This window comes from Arthrobacter sp. CDRTa11 (assembly GCF_026427775.1).
In the GTDB taxonomy this organism is placed as follows: Bacteria; Actinomycetota; Actinomycetes; order Actinomycetales; family Micrococcaceae; genus Arthrobacter.
In genome coordinates, this window is the sequence record NZ_CP044532.1 from 501337 (window position 1) to 519644 (window position 18308).

15 protein-coding genes are annotated in these 18308 nt (G+C 64.3%); 3 read left to right on the forward strand and 12 right to left on the reverse strand.

Going from position 1 to position 18308, the window contains the following annotated elements; translation table 11 throughout:
* Positions 1-101: 101 nt before the first annotated feature.
* On the reverse strand, positions 102-1148 hold the full coding sequence (locus F8G81_RS02305; RefSeq protein WP_267277432.1) for a lactonase family protein: 1047 nt from the start codon (positions 1146-1148) through the stop codon (positions 102-104).
* A 207-nt stretch (positions 1149-1355) separates the two neighbouring features.
* On the opposite strand from F8G81_RS02305, the gene F8G81_RS02310 reads away from it, so the two are divergent.
* Positions 1356-2303 carry a putative protein N(5)-glutamine methyltransferase gene (locus F8G81_RS02310; RefSeq protein ID WP_267277433.1) on the forward strand — a complete coding sequence of 316 codons (948 nt, stop codon included), beginning with the start codon at positions 1356-1358 and terminating at the stop codon, positions 2301-2303.
* Positions 2304-2532: 229 nt separating this feature from the next.
* On the opposite strand, the gene F8G81_RS02315 is transcribed toward F8G81_RS02310, so the two are convergent.
* The 9 genes from F8G81_RS02315 to F8G81_RS02355 all read right to left on the reverse strand — a co-directional run bounded on the left by F8G81_RS02315 (position 2533) and on the right by F8G81_RS02355 (position 13271).
* Positions 2533-4833: an HNH endonuclease signature motif containing protein gene (locus F8G81_RS02315; RefSeq protein WP_267277434.1), complete on the reverse strand. Its 2301-nt coding sequence runs from the start codon at positions 4831-4833 to the stop codon at positions 2533-2535.
* Positions 4834-4901: 68 nt separating this feature from the next.
* A complete protein-coding gene (locus tag F8G81_RS02320; RefSeq protein ID WP_267277435.1) occupies positions 4902-5570 on the reverse strand; it encodes a DUF2510 domain-containing protein in 669 nt (222 codons plus the stop codon).
* 172 nt (positions 5571-5742) lie between these two features.
* Complete coding sequence (locus tag F8G81_RS02325) at positions 5743-6288, reverse strand: hypothetical protein (RefSeq protein WP_267277436.1); 546 nt, start codon at positions 6286-6288, stop codon at positions 5743-5745.
* A gap of 111 nt (positions 6289-6399) precedes the next feature.
* Positions 6400-6666: a GlsB/YeaQ/YmgE family stress response membrane protein gene (locus tag F8G81_RS02330; RefSeq protein ID WP_267277437.1), complete on the reverse strand. Its 267-nt coding sequence runs from the start codon at positions 6664-6666 to the stop codon at positions 6400-6402.
* Positions 6667-6801: 135 nt separating this feature from the next.
* Positions 6802-7635, reverse strand: a complete 834-nt coding sequence (locus F8G81_RS02335) for an aldo/keto reductase (RefSeq protein WP_267277438.1) — start codon at positions 7633-7635, stop codon at positions 6802-6804.
* A 29-nt stretch (positions 7636-7664) separates the two neighbouring features.
* Positions 7665-10217 carry a rhamnogalacturonan lyase gene (locus F8G81_RS02340; RefSeq protein WP_267277439.1) on the reverse strand — a complete coding sequence of 851 codons (2553 nt, stop codon included), beginning with the start codon at positions 10215-10217 and terminating at the stop codon, positions 7665-7667.
* Between the two features lie 126 nt (positions 10218-10343).
* Positions 10344-11342 (reverse strand): SDR family oxidoreductase, encoded by a 999-nt coding sequence (locus F8G81_RS02345; RefSeq protein WP_267277440.1) that lies wholly within the window; start codon positions 11340-11342, stop codon positions 10344-10346.
* A 26-nt stretch (positions 11343-11368) separates the two neighbouring features.
* Complete coding sequence (locus F8G81_RS02350; RefSeq protein ID WP_267279374.1) at positions 11369-12340, reverse strand: aldo/keto reductase; 972 nt, start codon at positions 12338-12340, stop codon at positions 11369-11371.
* A gap of 109 nt (positions 12341-12449) precedes the next feature.
* Complete coding sequence (locus F8G81_RS02355; protein ID WP_267277441.1) at positions 12450-13271, reverse strand: aldo/keto reductase; 822 nt, start codon at positions 13269-13271, stop codon at positions 12450-12452.
* 205 nt (positions 13272-13476) lie between these two features.
* Here F8G81_RS02355 and F8G81_RS02360 point away from each other — a divergent pair, with 205 nt between their 5' ends.
* Positions 13477-14373, forward strand: coding sequence for a helix-turn-helix transcriptional regulator (locus F8G81_RS02360; protein WP_267277442.1), 897 nt, complete (start codon positions 13477-13479; stop codon positions 14371-14373).
* A gap of 7 nt (positions 14374-14380) precedes the next feature.
* Here F8G81_RS02360 and F8G81_RS02365 read toward each other — a convergent pair whose 3' ends face one another.
* Positions 14381-16324, reverse strand: coding sequence for a glycosyltransferase (locus tag F8G81_RS02365; RefSeq protein ID WP_416377094.1), 1944 nt, complete (start codon positions 16322-16324; stop codon positions 14381-14383).
* A 91-nt stretch (positions 16325-16415) separates the two neighbouring features.
* Complete coding sequence (locus F8G81_RS02370) at positions 16416-17732, reverse strand: glycoside hydrolase family 26 protein (RefSeq protein WP_267277443.1); 1317 nt, start codon at positions 17730-17732, stop codon at positions 16416-16418.
* Positions 17733-18079: 347 nt separating this feature from the next.
* On the opposite strand from F8G81_RS02370, the gene F8G81_RS02375 reads away from it, so the two are divergent.
* The gene (locus F8G81_RS02375; protein ID WP_267279376.1) at positions 18080-18295 is read left to right on the forward strand and encodes a hypothetical protein; all 216 of its coding nucleotides are present in this window, start codon (positions 18080-18082) and stop codon (positions 18293-18295) included.
* Positions 18296-18308: the final 13 nt, after the last annotated feature.

An 18308-nucleotide genomic window follows, 5' to 3' on the forward strand; every position in this document is an offset into this window, starting at 1 on the left:
TGGCTGGTTCAGCAGGAGGTTGGTCGCCAGCTGTGAACCAAGTCACAACTGTAAGCGCTTGCACTGAATATTTCCAGTGTTTTGCGAAATGCCCTCGAGTACTAGTTTGCGGGCACCAAGGCTGTGGGCGAGGGGGTCTGCAACCGCTGAACAAGGGGCCCGGGCAAGCCTGTGGACGCGTCCAAAGCGAACGTGGCAACGTCGTCCGAGCGCTCGTGAGCCACGTGCAGCCAGGGGCCCCTGACCAGGTGATGGCGGGGCCAGTCCCCGCCACTGGGGAAGTCGGCCAGCGGGGCCACCTCAGCGCCGTCGGCACCCACCAGGAGAACGCTGATCAGGTTGGAGCCGCGCACCCCGACGTAAGCTTGGTCCCCGCTCTGGCTGAGGCAGATCTCCGCGGCCGAATCGCCGGGAAGGCTTCCACCGGAGGTGGCCGGACCGCGGTTAATCAGCTCGAACGTCCCGGCGTCGGCCCTGAGCACGAAAACCTCCACGGAATACTCCGAGACCACAAAAACGCTCCCGCTGGTGTGCTGCACCAGGTGGCGTGGGCCGCTGCCGTACGGGAGGGCAACCTCGTGGTCCGCAATCAGCCCGGTGCCGGGCTCAAACCGCCAGACGCGGAGTGAGTCGTGTCCAAGGTCCGTTGTCATGACGCGCCCGTCGGCGAGCATAAGGCTTGCGTGGGCCCGGCTTTGCCGGGGCTCGCCCGGCGTTTGGCTTCCGTGGGGGTCAACCGATGCCGGCGCAGCAAACCGCCCTGTCATCCCGCCGTCGCGATCCAGTTCGTAGAGCAGGACCTGGCCGTCTCCCCAACAGGTGACGGTGACGAAGCGCGCCAGCGCTTCCACGGCGACGTGGCATGCGGCCTCCCCAGCCGCTTGAGGATCGCCGAACGGTTCCAGGCCGAACTCCCCGGACCGGCGATAAGCCTGGACCGTGCCGGCCTGCTCGGCGACGGCGTAGACCACGGGAAGGGTGGGGTGAACCGCAAGGAACGACGGCGAATCGGCCTTGGCTGCCGTGCCCAGCCATTCGAGCGTTCCGTCGTCGCTGGCGGAGATAGCGCCAATTCCTTCTGCCCGCCCACCGCCGTCCGGGGTGTAGGTGCCGGTCCAGATCAGTGAGTGCCGCGCAGGAGAAGTCATGGCTTCTATCCTGCCAAGAGATTGCCTTCCTGGGGCTGCATTTCCGCTTCAGTTAGCATGGAGTTTCCAGCCATGGCAGAAGGAGGTGAGTCCCATTACCGCTCTATGAGTTTCGGGTGCTCCCTCACGTTGCCGTCCAGCCAGTTGCCGTCAAGACCGCATGTCTAGATGCCAGGAGTGCCCATCGGCTCACCGAAAGGCGTTCCCATGTCAGCACCTAAACACGACTGCTCTCCGATTCCCTCCCGCGAGCACCATTTCTCCAGGACCCTGGCTGTAGAAATTGCCGCGCGGCTTCGTAGGGCGGGCTGCGTATTCGCGGAGGAGGAGGCGCAACTCCTGCTCGACGCTTTTACGAACCCTGACGATCTCGCCCATGCTGTTGAACGGCGGATTGCCGGGTATCCATTGGAGCACATTGTTGGTTGGGCCCAGTTCTGTGGGGCCCGGATAGCCGTGGATCCAGGAGTGTTCGTTCCCCGCCGCCGTACCGAGCTGCTGGTTCATCAGGCTGCGGAACTGCTTGCGGGATTTAGGCGAGGATCCAGGGGTGGGTCTGGTGGCGGATCCAGGCGAGGAAGCCGGGCCGAACTCGGCCTGCATTCGTCTGGGCATGACGAAGCAGCCGCCGTCGTGGTGGATCTCTGCTGCGGTTCCGGGGCGGTGGGGGCGGCGCTTGCCCGTCGGGTAGACGGCCTTGAGCTTCATGCCGCGGACATCGATTCGGCAGCGGTGAAGTGCGCCTCCCGCAATGTGCGGCTGGTGGGCGGTCAGGTTCACCATGGCGACCTGTACGAGGCTCTTCCGCCGGCGCTCAAGGGAAACGTGACACTCCTGGCCGTGAATGCTCCGTACGTTCCAACTGATGCCATCGCCACAATGCCGCCTGAAGCCCGGGAGCACGAGCCCCTCATCTCCCTCGACGGCGGTATTGACGGCCTGGATGTCCATCGCCGGGTGGCGGCTGGTGCCCGGGAATGGCTTGGTTCTGGCGGGCACCTTCTCATAGAAACAAGTAAAAGGCAGGCCCTCGAGACTGCCGGCATTCTTGCAGCGGCGGGACTCGAGACAAGGACAATCCACTCCGATGAGCTGGATGGCACCGTTGTGATCGGCACTGCTCCGGGGGCACTCCTGCGTTGGCGGCCACGGTAATTTAGCGCCGGCCGATATCTCGGCACTTGTCAGTTCACAGTCCGGGTCATCAGGTGCACTTCACTGTGTCATCACCGGTCCCGCCGTAGCTTCAGACGCAGGTTAGCTAATTCGCGGCACCGTCCACTGGCGTGGGAATCCGGAATCCGGAATCACTTCATCTTTGACCGCCCTACGGCAGGTTCTGCCCGGGGCATGATGGCCTTGGCCCTGTGGGGTCCGGGCAGGTTTATTCCTGTGGTGGTGGGGGTGGTTTGAAGTAGGTGTTTTGTTGGGGTTTTTGGGTGGGGTCGATGTGGGGTGGGGGTGTGTACCAGGGGGTGCCGTTGCTGTTGGTGATGGTCCATTGTTCTTTGTGGATGAGGTGATGGTGGTGGGTGCAGAGGAGTGCGCCGTTGTTGAGGTTGGTGGGGCCGCCGTGTGACCAGTAGGTGATGTGGTGGGCTTCGCACCAGGGGGCTGGGATGGTGCAGTGGGGGAAGGTGCAGCCTTGGTCGCGGGCGGTGAGGGCGAGGCGTTGGGTGGTGGTGAAGAGGCGGGTTTTGCGGCCGAGGTCCAGGATCTCGCCGTGGGTGCCGAGGAGGGCGGGGATGATGTCGGCGTCGCAGGCGATTTTGCGGAGGGTGGTGGCGGCGACGGGTCCGGTGAAGGTGAAGTTCCCGGTCCCTGCCTGTTTGCCCTTGCCTGTCGTGCTAGTGCTGGTGCTGGTGCTGTTGCCGGTGGGTTGGGGGAGGTGGGGGAGGAGGTCTTGGTAGTTGATGGTGGCCAGGATTTGGGGTCGGTTGCCGCCGGTGGTGGGCAGCGTGTTGGTGGTGAGGCCGGCTTTGATGGCGGTGATGATGCCGTCGAGTTGTTTTTGGGAGCGGGTGCGCCGGTCCAGGTCCACGTCCGTGTTTTGCCAGACCTGATTCCCGTCCGTTTGTTCGCCGTCCCCGCCGCCGCCTGCACTGTCACCTTGCCCTGTTCCGGTGGGTGGGGTGGTGGTGCGGGGGTTGGTGGCGGTGTTCATGACGGTGAGGAAGTGTTCGTATTGGTCGGTGGTGGCGAGGATTTCGATGCGGTGGAGGCCGTGGCGGGGTTTGCGGATGAAGGCGCCTTGGGTGTGGCGGAGTGCTTCTTCGCTGGGTTCGGTGCCGTCGGCGTCGATGGTGTCTGACCAGCGGCGGGCGACGCGGGTGAGGAAGTCGGGATCGGCGGTGGCTGCGGTGCCGGTGAGGTGCTCTTCGATCCGGGTGAGGGTTTCGGGGGTGGTGTGGTGCCTGAGCCGGTCCAGGGTGGTGGCGATGATGGTCCCTGCGCGGGAGGACACGGCCGGGCTGCACGTGATGCGGCTGCCGGGCAGGCCGGTCCCGTCAGCGGCGTCGGCTTCTTCTATGCCGGGTTGTTCGGTGCCGGCCGATTGCGCGGGGTTTGCTGGTGCCAGTGCTGTGGCGAGGTGTTCCCGCGGTGGGAGGGTGGTGTCTCCGGTGAGGGTGATCGCGGGGAGGGTGTCGTGGGCGAGGTGGAGCCGGCGGCGGGCCTCGCTGATGCCGATCCGGAGTCTGAGGCGCAGGAACTCGGCGGTGTTCCGGCAGCCGTCATCGGCCGGGGATGTTGGCACGGATATTTCCGTCCCAGCGGTCATTTCGGGGCTGGTGCTCGCGGGGCTGGTGGCTGGCCAGGCGGCGTCCGTTTCGCGGAGGGTTTCTGTTCCGGTGTTCCAGCCGGTGACCCAGCCGTTGGTGCCGGTGGCGGCGGATGGTGTGCCGGGGCTGGGGCGGCTGGTTCTGGTGTTGGCTTCGGTGATGGCCTGGGTCCGGGTGCGGTCCACGGCGCCGGCGGAGAGGATTTGCAGGTAGTCCACGGTCCGGGCGAGCTCCTCGACCTGGCCGGCGAAGTTTGAGGCCTCCACGTAGCCTGCCAGCGCCAGAGTGTCCGGAGCGGCGGCCGCGACCCGGTTCAGAAGCGAGACCAGGCCGGCCAGCCCAATCGTTCCAGTCGGTCCAACGGTTTCAGTTACGCCCGAGGCCTCAGCAGGCCCGGCCGACTTGGCTCGGGTGTCAGCCTCAGCCGTCCAGGCTGGGTTGGCCGGGACGGCGCGAAGGTGAGAAGGCCCGCCGTGCCGGGCACCGCCGTCGGACGCCTTACTTGAATTTGAAAGGCCGGCCGCCGGGGTGCCTGCAGGTGTCAGCAAGGCGATACCGCCGTGCTCCGCAAGCTGTTCCCCAATCGCTTCCATAGGTCCACTCTGCCAAGGGGGTGTGACATTTAAGGGGTCACCGGATTTTGCGTCGTGATCCTGGAGGGAGCGGGCCCGATGGGCATTGCGTGACGCCAGGGAAAGCGCGGCTACGGTACCGCGGTGCTCCGCAAGCTGTTCCCCGATGGCTTCCATAGGTCCACTCTGCCAAGGGGGTGCGACATTTAAGGGCTCACCGGATTTTGCGTCGTGATCCTGGAAGGAGCGGGCCCGATGGGCATCGCGCGACGCCAGGGAAAGCGCAGCTAAGGAACCGCGGTGCTCCGCAAGCTGTTCCCCGATGGCTTCCATAGGTCCACTCTGCCGTGGGGGTACGACAGTAATGACGTGGCCAGTTAGCGCATCCAGAGTACGTTGAGTCAGCTCGGAATGGACATAAGGGACGACATTACCGACGACACTAGCGCTGACATTTTGATGGTGGATACAACGGAGCTGAGGACGAAAACGCCAATGGTCGCCCACACCGGCAGCAGCCCGCGCCCGGGCGCCACCTTATGGACGATCACCGAGCGGCCGATGACATATACAGCGCTGTTGAGGAAACTCCATGCCCAGTGGAAGGGCCTGACCACCCCGTCCCGCTTGAGCCGCTCGCTGTCAAAGTAGGCCAGCAGCACAGAAGCGGCGTAGGTGAGGAATCCCGAAAAGACGAGAAGGAAATAGACGGGTGTGAAGACGGACAGCGGATCGACGGCGGGCGTGCCCTGGCTGCCGATGCTAATGAAGCGCACTTCCGGGTTCCATAGCAGCAAAAGTATGACCGGCAGCAGTGGCAGCAGCGTAATGATCCAGATCAGGGGATTGTAGACGGGCGTTTCGCTGCTGATGTGGGGGCGTTCGGAAAAATAGGGCGTAACCGGGTAAAGGCCACCGCCGGGTCCGGGTTGCGCGGCAGGTGAATACGGAGTGCTGTACTGGCTGGTCCAGTTGGTGCCGTCCCACCACCGGAGCCGTCCCGTACCTGCGGGGTCGGGGTACCAGCCGGGAGGAACTGAGGGGCCGGTATTGGAATTGCTCATCTGCATGCCCCCATTGTGCGTGACCGCACAGCTCGCCGCTACGAAACGGCTATGAAGCTGCGCCCCACCAGCAGTATATGCACCAAGAAGCATATACCGCTGGCCGCCGCCACCCCAAGGGTAGCGGCGGCCAGCGTGGTTATTAAGTTGCAGCACGGGTTTAACCCGGAGCAGCAATTCAGTCCCGCTTGGGATCCACGTTCGTAGCAGCGCCGGCGGGAGTTGCGCCGCCTTCGTCGGACCAGTCCTGGCCCTGGGTATCGTTCCGTGCAGGATCGGATTCAACATCCGACGTCCCAAGGTTGACCGTCTCCGGGTGCGTGCTGTGCGACGGAACGTGGTCGCCAACTGTTCCCGGCCCAAGATTCCCGGCGGATGTTCCCATGCCCGCTCCCGTCCCAGCAGACGCTGGGACCGTCATGCCGGCGTCGGAAGCCTTGGTCTGACTGCTCTTGCCGGTGCCATCGCCGGACGCAGGCTCATGGTGCATGGCGGAGCCGATCACGGTGCCGGCCCGACGCGCGGCCTCGCCCAGTTGGTCCGCTACTTCGGGCGCCTTTTCCTTGATGGCCTCGGTGGCGGCGGTGACCTTGTCCTGGACAGGTTTGCTGTCCCAGATGCCCGCTGCCTTGGCCTTGAGCTTGTCGTACGCTGCCCGGCCGGACCGCGATCCCAGGACGTAGCCTGCCGCGATGCCAACACCCAAAAGAAGTTTATTTTTCATGATGAACTCCTGCTCCGTGAGAAGGTTTCAAGCCCGGCCGCTTGGCCGGGAGATGAGGAAACCGGCCCAAGGAAGATGTCCCCGGGCCGGTTTCCTGGCCGAGCGCCGCAGTTAGCTGCGGACGCTCCGCTTGGTGATCATGCCGTAAACGAGCAGCACGATGATGGCGCCGCCGATCGCGAGCAGCCAGGTCTGCAGTGAGAAGAACTCCTGCAGCCCTTCGCCGAAGATCAGTCCGCCGATCCAGCCGCCGAGGAATGCTCCCACAACGCCCAGGAGCAAGGTGATGAAAATGCCGCCACCCTGCTTGCCCGGGAGGATCGCCTTAGCGATCGCGCCAGCAATGAGGCCCAGAATCAGAAATGCAAAAAAACCCATTTTGTCGTTTCCTTTTCTTCTATAAAGGAGGCACCCGGATGCCGGGTGCGCTTCGTCCTTCCGCCTCAATAGTAATCATGCTTACTATCTAATTGCCAACCCCGCCGGCGGCGGACGGACCCCCTAATGCCCGTTTCAGTGACCGCTGATGTCTGAATCAATACCGGCGCCCGGACCCTCGTCCAGGATGGAGATTTCCGCTAGATCCTGCGGATCGAGGGCGAAATTGAACACGTCCAGGTTCTCCTTCATCCGCTCCGGATCGCCGGACTTTGGAACAGTGACAAATCCGTTCTGAATATGCCAGCGCAACACAAGCTGTCCGGGCGTTTTGTCGTACTTTTCGCCCAGCTGCACAAGTACCGGAGCGTCCAGCAGACTGGCCCCCGAACCGCCCAGCGGGCTGTAGGACTCGGTGACGATGCCGTGTTCCGCATGGAATTCCCGCTCTGCCGTCCGGGTGATGGCCGGGCTGAGCTGGATCTGGTTCACCGCCGGCACCACCTCGCACTCGGCCATAAGCCGCTCAAGGTGGGCCGGCTTGAAGTTGGACACCCCTATGGACCGTACTTTGCCCTCGAGTTGGAGCCGCTCGAACGTCTTCCAGGTGGAGATGAACTCGTTCCGCTGGGGCAGCGGCCAGTGAATCAGCAGCAGGTCCACATAGTCCAGCTTCATCCGCCGCAGCGAACCCTCCAGTCCTTCGATCGCACGGTCCTGGCCCTGGAACTGGCCGTCCAGCTTAGTGGTGACGAACATTTCGCTGCGGTCCACGCCGCTGGCGCGGATCCCGTTTCCCACCCCTTCCTCGTTGCCGTATTTCACCGCGGTATCAATATGCCGGTACCCGGCTTCCACTGCATGGACGACGGCGGTAGCCACCTGGTCGTCGTCCAGCGGCCAGGTGCCGAGGCCGATCTGCGGGATGCTGTGGCCATCATTGAGCTTGATGAGGGGTGCAAGTGTCATCTCAACAGTCTCTCCCGAATCGGCCCGTCCTAGCCCTCGAACGCCCGCAGAATATTTCCGGCGTTGTAGCCCAGGACGCTGCGGGCGGCTTCGGACACGTTGTCAGGGTTCTTCTGCTGGCCAAGGAAGTCGACAAACCGCTGGATGGCCTGGCCGGCTTCGGCGCTGTCGCCGTCGGCAACGGCCTTCTGCGCCTGCTCCACGCTGGCCGTGAGCTGGCTGGCCACCGGCCCGGAAACATCGCCGGAGTCCGTCAGGTCTTCCAGGACATACTGCAGGGCCTTGACGCTGCCCGGGAGCCACGCGGCCCGCAGCGGAACGTTGCCGAAGTCCATGTCGGATGCGAAGTAGAAGTCCGTGTAGGAGGGCTGGTTGTAGGTGGTGTTCTGCCGGGCGACTTCGGCACGGTACTGCGGATCGTGCATCAGCGTGTACAGCTTGTGGTTGGTTACCTCGGTGCTCAGGTACATGCGCAGTGCGGAACTGTCCGCGGTCCGCACCAGCATCTCTTCGCGCCAGTCACCCACCACGTCGGCCACCAGGCTGGGAGTGCCCTTGGTGCCGTTGTTGGTCCGGGTACCGTCGGCGGTCAGCAGGCGGCCGCGCTTCACATCGTCGATGGTGGGTGTCTGGTCCCCGGAGCCGTTGATGATCTGGGTGGTCATGTCCGCGGCCCACTTGATGCTCATGTTGGTGCCGGGCTGCGCGCCCGGCAACTCGCGGCCGTCGGCCGACCGCATCCCGATGGCCCAGTTCTCGATTCCGGGAACGGCGGGATCAACATCGCCGATCATGCCGCGCCCGGTGTCCTTTCCGGAGTAGGCGCCGAACAGGACTTTCCCGTCGCTGGCGTCGCGCATTGCATACCCGTACGGCGCGTAGGTTCCGCCCTCATGAACGGTGAAGATCTCCTTGCCCGGACGAGCCGGATCAATGTCCGTCACATGCATTGCGTCGCCGTGGCCCAACCGCGCCTCTTCACCAGGAGTGGCGCTGCCGGCAGGCATGGTGTCGAAGGAGCTGTACAGCAGCGATCCGTCGTCGTCGATCGTGGCTGCGCCGTAAACGATTTCCTGCTTGCCGTCGCCGTCCACGTCGGAGGCGCTGAGGGAGTGGAAGCCCTGGGTGGTGAGCTTGCCGAACACCGGATCCGAGCCGTCGCGGCCGTGCGGAGAGTCGTTGAAGGGGTTGGTCATGGGTGCCCAGCCGGAGTCAACGTTCCACAAGGGGGAGAGGGTGGTGCCGTCCCAGGTGTAGCTGGCCAGGGTGGTCCGCGTGTAGTAGCCGCGCGCAAAGACCGCCGCGGGTTTCTGGCCGTCCAGGTAGGCCACGCCGGCCAGGAAACGGTCCACACGGTTGCCCGGTTCAATCCGGGCCATGGCGTAATCGCCCCACATCAGGCCGTCGTCGTGCCGGCCGGGCGCATAGGCCACCGTTTTCAGTTCCTTGCCCGTGGCACCTTCAAAGACGGTCAGGTACTCCGGGCCGGAAACAATAAATCCTTCGAAAGCCCGCAGGTTGTTCCGAGCGCTGCGGGACGGGGCGTAGACGTCCATGAAGTAGTCCGTGACAGCCTCGGCGTCGGTGCGCGAGAGCGGGTACTGGTACTGCGGCGCGATGCCGAACGCCTCCTCCAACGTCGCCGGCCAGTTGCCGGCTTTCACCTCTGGGTGCTCGGTCCAACCCTGGAAAGTGTCCACCATGTGCTGGTAGTAGTCCGCGGCGCTCATCCGGTAGTCGTCAGCGTGGGAGTAGCCGGCGTCGATGTCCTGCTGGAGCAGCGAAATGAAGGAGTCACCGGCCGCAGTGCCATCCTTGTACGGGATGGTCCTGGTGCCGGGCGCGGTCTTCATCATCATCTCGGCTCGCCCGTCGCCGTCGAAGTCGTTGACCAGCAGCTGCGTGTAATGCGCGCCGGAGCGGATGTTGACGCCCAGGTCGATCCGGTGAAGCAGAGTGCCGTCCGCCTTGTAAGTGTCCACATACGTGTTGCCGGTGTAGCCCACCTGGGAGACGTCCTTGGAGTTGTTCGGGTCCCATTTGACGATGAACTCGTACTGGCCATCGCCGTCCACGTCTGCCACCGACGCGTCGTTGGCGGCGTAGGTGTACGCCTGGCCGGCCGGGGTGACACCGTCGGCGGGCTTCTTCAGGGCAATGTCCTTGAAGTTGCCGGCCCAGGCAGTGGCCGTGGCGCTGCGGTCCAGTTCCACGCCGCCGACGACGGCACGCACCTCGTATGCGGAGGCGGCGGTTCCGCCGGCGTCAAGGTAGTTGGTGCTGTCTGTGACAGTGGCGAGCTTCTGTCCATCGCGGTACACCGCGAAGTCCGTCCCCGTGAGGCCGGTGGCCGTTGAACCCGTCGCCTCATGGCCAAGGAGCCGCCAGCTCAGGAACACTCCTTCCGGTATTCCGGCTGCCACCAGCCCCCGGTCAAGATGGTCCAGTTGGACTCCCGCTGGGGCTGGTGGGGCGGACGGTTCGACGGCGGCGGCCGGGCTGGTGAGGCAGCTTAGGGTGAGTGCCATTCCGGCGGCAGCGGCACCTGAAAGATGGCGCACGGATTTCCTGCTTGGATTCATCAGTGAATCCTTTCAATTTGAAAGTGGGAAAACGCTTCCCCAGTAACTTAGTGGGATTCTAGGAGACAAAGCAACCCTTGCGTTCAGCGCAAAAGCCGAGTATTTAGAACGATTCAAAAAGCGGCGTCAGAACGCCTTGCGGGCCCACCGGACCAGATGGTCGCTCAGCTCCATAAACTGCGGGTCCACCACCTGGAGCGCGGGGTGGGCGTCGTACCAGTCCACAATTTCCCTGGCGCCATCGGCGAAGGGGATTGTGGCCACGTAATCCGGCACCAGCGACTTGATCTTGGTGTTGTCGAACACCACCGAGTGGGAGCGGTCGCCCAGCAGATTGGCTCCCAGTTCCGCGTTGTGCGCTGCGATGGTCTCGGAGGCCACATGGACCAGCTCGGGCTCGGAAACCCCGGCCGCACGGGCGAACAGCTGGTAGATCTGGTTCCACGGCAAGTATTCGTCAGAAGTGATGGTGTAGCTCTCACCCACTGCCTGTGGCCTCCCCAGCAGACCCACAAAGGCCTTGGCAAAGTCACGGCTGTGGGTCAACGTCCAGAGCGAGGTGCCGTCGCCGTGGACCAGGACAGGAAGTCCTTCCCGCATCCTGTGGATATCCGTCCAGCCGCCCACCATGGCGATCTTGGTCCGGTCGTAGGTATGCGACGGGCGGACCACCGTGACGGGAAAATCTTCAGTGCGGTAGGCCTCGAACAGCAGGTCCTCACAGGCGATCTTGTCCCGTGAATACTGCCAGAACGGGTTCTTCAGCGGCGTGGATTCAAGGATGGGGAGCCGGGTGGGCGGCTTTTGGTAAGCGGAAGCGGAACTGATGAAGACGTACTGTCCGGTCCGGCCGCGGAAGAGTTCCATGCTGTTCCGCGCCTGGTCCGGGGTGAAGGCAATAAAGTCCGCGACGGCGTCGAACTCCCGTCCCCCGAGCACCTCCCGCACCGCTGAGGCATCACGGACGTCGGCGTGCAGGATTTCGGTGCCGTCGGCGGCTGGCCTTTCCGCGGAGCGGCCCCGGTTGAGGATGGTGAGCCGGTGGCCCAGCGCGACGGCGCGTTCAGCCGCCGCCGCGCTGATGACCCCGGTTCCACCGATAAAAAGGATGTTCCTCGGCGCCACAGTGTCAGTCTGAGGATCCCAAAGAGTTACCACGCGTAGTCTTCCGGCGCGGTGCGGTGCCCCGGGAAGATGTCGTCGAGGCGCTTGAGGGCGTCGGCGTCGAGGGTGACCTCCAAAGCCCGGATGGCGGCGTCGAGCTGTTCCTGCGTGCGGGGCCCCACGATCGGTGCCGTGACCGCAGGCTGGTGCAGCAGCCAGGCGAGGGCGACGTCGCCGGGTTCGTGGCCGAGCTCATCAGCGAAGTCCTCGTACTGCCGGAGCTGGTCCTCGTGCTTCTTCAGGGTTTCCAGCGCCCGGCCCTCGGTTCGCCGGACTCCGCTCCGTTCCTTTTTCAGCACCCCGCCCAGGAGGCCGCCCTGCAGCGGGGACCACGGGATCAGGCCCAGGCCATACTCCCGTGCGGCCGGGATGACCTCAAGTTCCACCTCCCGGCGGAAAAGGTTGTAGATGGACTGCTCGCTGACAAGGCCTGTGTAGTTCCGGCGCCGCGCAACCTCCTGGGCCTGGGCGATGTGCCAGCCGGCGAAGTTGCTGCTGCCCGAGTACAGGATCTTGCCCTGCTGCACCGCCACCTCGATGGCCTGCCAGATCTCGTCCCAGGGGGTGTCCCTGTCGATGTGATGGAACTGGTAGATATCGATGTAGTCCGTCTGCAGGCGCTTGAGGCTGGCATCGAGGGCCCGGCGGATATTCAGCGCCGACAGCCTGGACTCGTTGGGCCGGTCCGTCATAGTGCCGTAGAGCTTGGTGGCAAGCACGGTCCGTTCGCGGCGCTCGCCGCCTGTGGCGAACCAGCGGCCAATGATTTCTTCGGTCCAGCCTCGGTGCTCCGTACCGCCGTAAACATTGGCGGTATCGAAGAAGTTGATGCCGGAATCCACCGCCGAGTCCATGATGAGGTGCGAATCGGCTTCGTCGGTTTTCGGGCCGAAGTTCATGGTGCCCAGGCAGAGGCGGGAAACCTTGAGGCCGGAGCGGCCAAGGTGGGTGTACTGCATGTTGTTCAGTCCTTTTTGTCTCTTCAGTTTCACTCGGGTCAAGCTCACTCGGGTGGTGCGGTCTGTGCGGTGTGGTTTAACAGCGGTGCTCTGTCATCACAGGCGCTGGCTACATCTGCGTGAAGGAGGCGACGGCGGGATCGGACCCAAGGCGGGCACCCGATTCCAGCGCGCCGATGGATTCCAGTTCTTCGTCCGTGAGGACCAGGGATGAAGCGGCGAAGTTCTCGCGGATCCGCGATGCGGTGGCAGATTTTGGAATGACGATATTGCCGGCCGCAAGATGCCACGCGAGTACCACCTGGGCGGTGGTGGCGTTGTGGGCCTGTGCAATGGCTGTCACGGCATGGCCGTTGAGGTCCCCGCCCTGGCCCAGCGGGCTGTAGGCCTCCACCGCGATGCCGAGCGAACGGCACTTGGCAGCGAGGCCGGCTTGCTGGTAGCTCGGGTGGAGTTCTATCTGGTTCACGGCCGGGACGATCTCGGCCGACTCCAGCAGGCTGTCCAGGTGCTCCGCGAGGAAGTTGGACACCCCGATGGCGCGGACCTGGTTGTTGTTGTAGAGCCGCTCCATCTCCTTCCAGGCCTGGGCATACAGGCCCTGGGAAGGGACCGGCCAGTGAATGAGGTACAGGTCAACGACGTCCAGGCCCAAAGCCTTGCGGCTGTTCTGGAAGGCTTCCTGCGCGCGGCCCTGTTCGCCGTTGCGGAGCTTGGTGGTGACGAAGATTTCCTTCCGCGGGATGCCCGACGCGGCAAGGGCGGCGCCCACGCCTGCCTCATTCCGGTACGCCGCGGCGGTATCGATGTGCCGGTAGCCGGCCTCCAGGGCATCTTCGACTATTCGTTGGGTATCTTCCGGTGGCACCTGGAAAACGCCAAAACCCAGCTGGGGGATGGTGACGCCGTTGTTCAGGGTCAGCTCTGACATGGATGGGCTCCTTGCTGGTGGTGAATTCTGCCTGAAATCCCGCCTTGCATTCCCAGTTCTGAGAAAGCGCTTTCGGACAGGCTCTGTTCTGAGCCTATGCACTTTTGGCCTCCGCGTCAGCACCTAACCTGTCCCTGTTTTTCCTAGGACTCCCAGTCCTACCTTCGTTGTAGAAAGCTGCCACCAAGGCAGGCAGAATGAGGGGATGGGTCAAAGCGCCGAGTTCGGAAAATTCCTGAAAGCCATGCGGTCCCGCTTAAGCCCGGAGGATGCCGGGACCGGCGGCACGTCGGGAGCACGAAGAGTTCCCGGGCTCCGGCGCGAGGAAGTAGCTCGGCTGGCAGGGGTCAGCACGGACTATTACATCCGCCTGGAGCAAGGCCGGAACATCCATCCCTCACGAACGGTCCTTGATTCGGTGTCGCGGGCCCTCCGCCTGGACAGCAGCGAGCACGCGCACATGATGGACCTGCTGGAAAACTGTTCGGGTACCAGCCGCACCCCGGGCCCTCCGCAGGGTGTGCGCCCCGCCCTTCGCCAGCTCCTTGAAGCGGTGGGGGACATTCCCGCATTGGTGCTGGGCCGCCGGACCGACGTCCTGGCCGGCAACCGGATGGCATTCCTGTTGTTCACCGATTTCGGGGAGCTCCCGGCCCAGGAGCGTAACCTCACCCGCTGGCTGATTCTGGACCCCTTGGCCCGGGAGCTCTTCAGGGACTGGAAGGCGGTGGCAGCGGAAGCGGCAGGTGCCCTGCGCGTGGATGTGGGACGGCACCCCAATGACCCGCAGGCCAACCAGTTGGTGGGTGAGCTCGCCGTCCACAGCGAGCACTTCCGCCAATGGTGGGCCGGGCACAAGGTGGCCACGCGGTCTGCAGGCACCGTCCGGCTCCACCATCCCGCCGTCGGCGATCTGGAACTGAACTTTGAGAACCTTGTCCTCCCCGACGATCCGGACCAGCTGCTCCGGGTGTATTCCGCCAAGCCTGGGTCGCCGTCGTCGGACGCCCTGACGCTGCTGGGAAGCCTTGGAGCGGATGGCCGGCAGTCCCGCCCGGAAGGGCGCACTAACGCCCTTCCGCCTGCAGCTGTGGAGGGTTGACCAGGGCTTACAGTCCCTGTTCCTGTAAGGCCCTTGTTCCGGTGAAGCCCTTGTAGAGGGCTGCGCGGATGATGACGCTGAGGATCAGCAGGTCGAAGACAACCCAGGCAACGTTCACCAGGGTCCCGGCCGGCGCGCCCAGCCCGGTGAACATCCTGATGAAACCGACGACGGCGGCGAGCAGGAGGGCGGCGATCGCCACGAGTTGGGGCCGAATGAGCGACCAGGGCGGGCCGCCGTCCTGCCGGGTTTTGGGCGTCACAGCGAAGCCGAGGTTGCGGCCGAACAGGACGTTGCCGGCCGCCGTCGTGCAGGCCTTGATCCAGATCGGGAAGAGCGCCACGCTGTACTGCTGGCCGCGCCACGTTTTCCTGCCTCTTGCCGCCACGAAGAACAGAATCTGGTTGACGATCAGGAAAGGTATCAGCCTGGCGAAAAAATCGGTGCTGAACGCGGCGACGGGCATCACGCCGAAGCACAGGAAAATGATGGGTGCAGCGATGTAGACCACCGCGGCGAAACCGGAGAGGTAGCTCCACATGGTGGCGAAGTACATCAGGCGCTGCCCCGCCTTGAGCCCCTTTTGGAAGAGCGGGTTTTCGCGCAGGAAAACCTGCATGGTGCCCTGGGCCCACCGCAGCCGCTGGGTCAGCATGGTGCGAAGGTCCTCGGGGGCCAGGCCTTTGGCGAGGATTTCATGGTGATAGACGCTTTCCCAGCCTGCAGCGTGCAGACGCATGCAGGTGGCCATGTCTTCGGTGACTGAATTTGTGGCCAGCGGCATCACGGGGAGTGCCTCGAGGTACCGGTCGACGTCGACGGCCCGGATCAGCTTTTGGACCGGATCGATGGCACTGATGGGCGACCAGTCGCGGCTGGCCAGGCGGTCCACTGCGTCCTCACCGATCTCGGCCCGGCTGACAGTGCCGGTGATTCCGGCGATAGTATCCAGGTCCGCTGTCATCGAAGCGATGTCCATCGTGACCACGTTGCGTGCGGCGAGATGAACCTTGCGCTGGAAGTCGTAGGTGACATTCGCGACGGGATGGTCCGATTTCAGTTCGTCCCGTGCGCTGCGCACCGCTGAGCCGATCTGGTCCAGCGCCTGGGTCACGTGAAGCCCGGTACCGCCGTGCTCAGAGCGCGCCCTGGCAATGACCCTGTCCGCGCCTTTCAGGGCCAGCTCAACGGAGGTCCGGACGCCCTGGACATAGCCTGTGACGCCGATCTGCATAAGGGCCTCGCGGCGGATGATGGCGTTGGAGCCGCAGAAGAAGGCGGCGTTCCAGCCGTCCTTGCCCTGTTGGATGGGGCCGTAGAACAGCGGCGCCTGGCTGCCCAGGATGTCGTCGTCCAGGACGTTGGAGAACCACTGGGGTGTCTGCACCAGGGCTACGTTGTCATTGCTGAAGTGGCCAAGCATCCGGTGCAGGATCTGCGGCTCCGGGATCTGGTCCGCGTCCAGGATCAGCAGGAACTCGCCTTCGGTGGCAGCCAGGGCGTTGTTGAGGTTGCCCGCCTTGGCATGGCGGGGGAGATCGTCCCAATCCGGTGAGCGGGTGATGTAGCCGACGCCGGCCTCCCGCGCGGCTTGCTGCATGGCGGGCCGTGCGCCGTCGTCCAGGATCCAGGTCTTGTGCGGATACGTGATGTTCCGGGCGGCGACGGCCGTTGTCATGACCAGATCAACGGGTTCGTTGTAGGTGGTGATGAAAACATCAACACCGAGCCCCTCTTCCGCGGCCGGGGGAGCAGGCCGCTGACGCAGCCGCCACATGGTGACTCCGAAAAGGAAGGCGTCGATCAGGCTGTAGGTCTCCACCATCGCCAGAGGCACACTGATCCAGGCTGCGGCCCAGTTCACGGAAAACATCCACCGCCACAGGATGTAGTTCACTCCCAGGACGATGGTGAGTGCGGTTAGAATCCTGACTACCAGCTGGTGACTCACAGCGTCCCCCTTTCACGCTTCAGGTCCGGTCCCAGCCGCGCCGCACCCTGCCTGGTTTCCCGGTGCAGGTGTGGCGCGGCTGGGAGGTACATCAGTTCCTGGCGGCCAGGGCAGCCGCGAGGGCGCTCGCCGAGGAGGCGGAGCTGTTGATTCGCCAGTCGACTTCCTTGTTGTGGTGGAACCACACCAGCGCCGTGATGTCGGGCTGGGCCGCAAGGTAGGAGACGAGTGCGGTGTTCCAGCTTGCTTTTGACCCGCCGGCTTCAGCAGACGCCGTCTCGGAGATCATGATCGGCTTCCCTGGGGCCAGGCCGCGAAGGGCAGCCAGTCCGTCGCCGAACAGCGATGCCGGTGACGTCCAGGTGCTCCAGGATGCCGAGGTGCCCCAGTTGTAGCCGTCCAGCGAAACGGCGTCCACATAGCCGGCGCCGGGATAGAGGCCGGCGAGGGGCGTTGAACCCCAGTAGGGAACGTTGGGGCTCCAGACCCACTGCACGTTGGTGGCTCCGGTTGCAGCCACCACGTCATGGACGTGCCGCCAGGCGGCCACGTAGTCCCCGGCCTGGTTGCCATTGGCGGACTCCGCCCAGGGGTACCAGTTGCCGTTCATCTCGTGGGCAAACCTGAGCATGACAGGCTTACCCCACGATGCCAGCGCGGTGCCCCACTGGGCGATGTAGGCGTCGTAGTCTCCGGCGGTGATCCGGTCCAACGCGAAGGCCGGTTGGTTTGCGCCGTTTCCGCCCCACAGCCAGGGTTCCCATGTGACCAGGCTCGTGGCTCCGCGGGCATCAACGGCATTCAGTTCCGCGATGGGAGCGGCCTGCCCGAAGTCCTTGTACGACATAACGATTGACGGGCTTTCGTTCACCAGGGTGGCTACGGCGTCGAGTTCGCTGGCAGCCCAGGGGCCTCCGGGAGTGGAAACACCGAACCGCAGGGAGTCAGAACTGATGGGAGGGGTGGTGGTTGCCGTTGTGGGTCCTGTCTTGGTTCGGGCTGCCATGGTAACCGGCGCTTCCGCTACGGCAAGGGCGCTGTCCTTGCCAGCCGTCGTGGAAGCCGGGCTGTACGTCACGGCATAGGGTGCCGATGCGGAGCGTGACCCTGTCTTCGCAGTGACCACAACACTGGCGGCCGAGGTAGGCGGGATGGTCACCGAGGCGGAAAACGATCCCGTTGCGCTGGTGGTGATGGGAACACTATTGGTTCCGGCGGTCAGCGTACCCGGGCTTTGCCGGGCGAAGCCGGACCCTGTCACTGTGACTGAGGATCCTGCCGGGCCAGCCGAGGCGCTCAGGCTGATTTCGGTGCGGCCGGTTGCCTGGGCCGGCACCGCAATGCCGAACAGAACTGCCAATGACAGGATCAGGCCGGGCACGACCCATCGAACGAAAGAATGACGCATGAATGCTCCCAGCAAGAGTGGAATCAAGCCCCGGCGGGGCAAGAGAGTGCTGGGCGCCCGGTTCCAGTGCCGGCCCATTCCGACCACTGGATCCGTACCGGCCTTTGGATAAGCGCCCCCAGACCATGGTGGCAAAGCGTCAGGACGGTGGATAGGTAGTTGGCCCAATCCTCAGGAAACCCTGTGGAACCCGAACCGATCCTTGGGAGATCCTGCGAAATCTGCGCCGGCTGTGCAGTTGGCCAGCTTGCCTCAGCGATTCTGTCCACCAGCCCATTGGGAGGCGGTCGGGCCGTTTCCTAGGCTCGAAGTACACATTTTTTCTCCACCAAGGATGGTCTTCAATGATGAAACGCATCGCCCTGCTCAAGGAACGCCAGGCCCCCGGCGGCGGACAGGCTCCCGCGCCCACAGGTTCGCACTGCCCCGCCTCCGGATTCTGGGCCCCCGGCTCGGACCCGCAGGCCGTGCAGCTGATCTTCGAGGGCCAGGTCTTCCCGGCCTTCGACGGCGTCCCCACCGTATGGGTCCGGCGCGCGGCAGGAACTGTCTCGGCGGGTTAGCCCTTTTTTAACG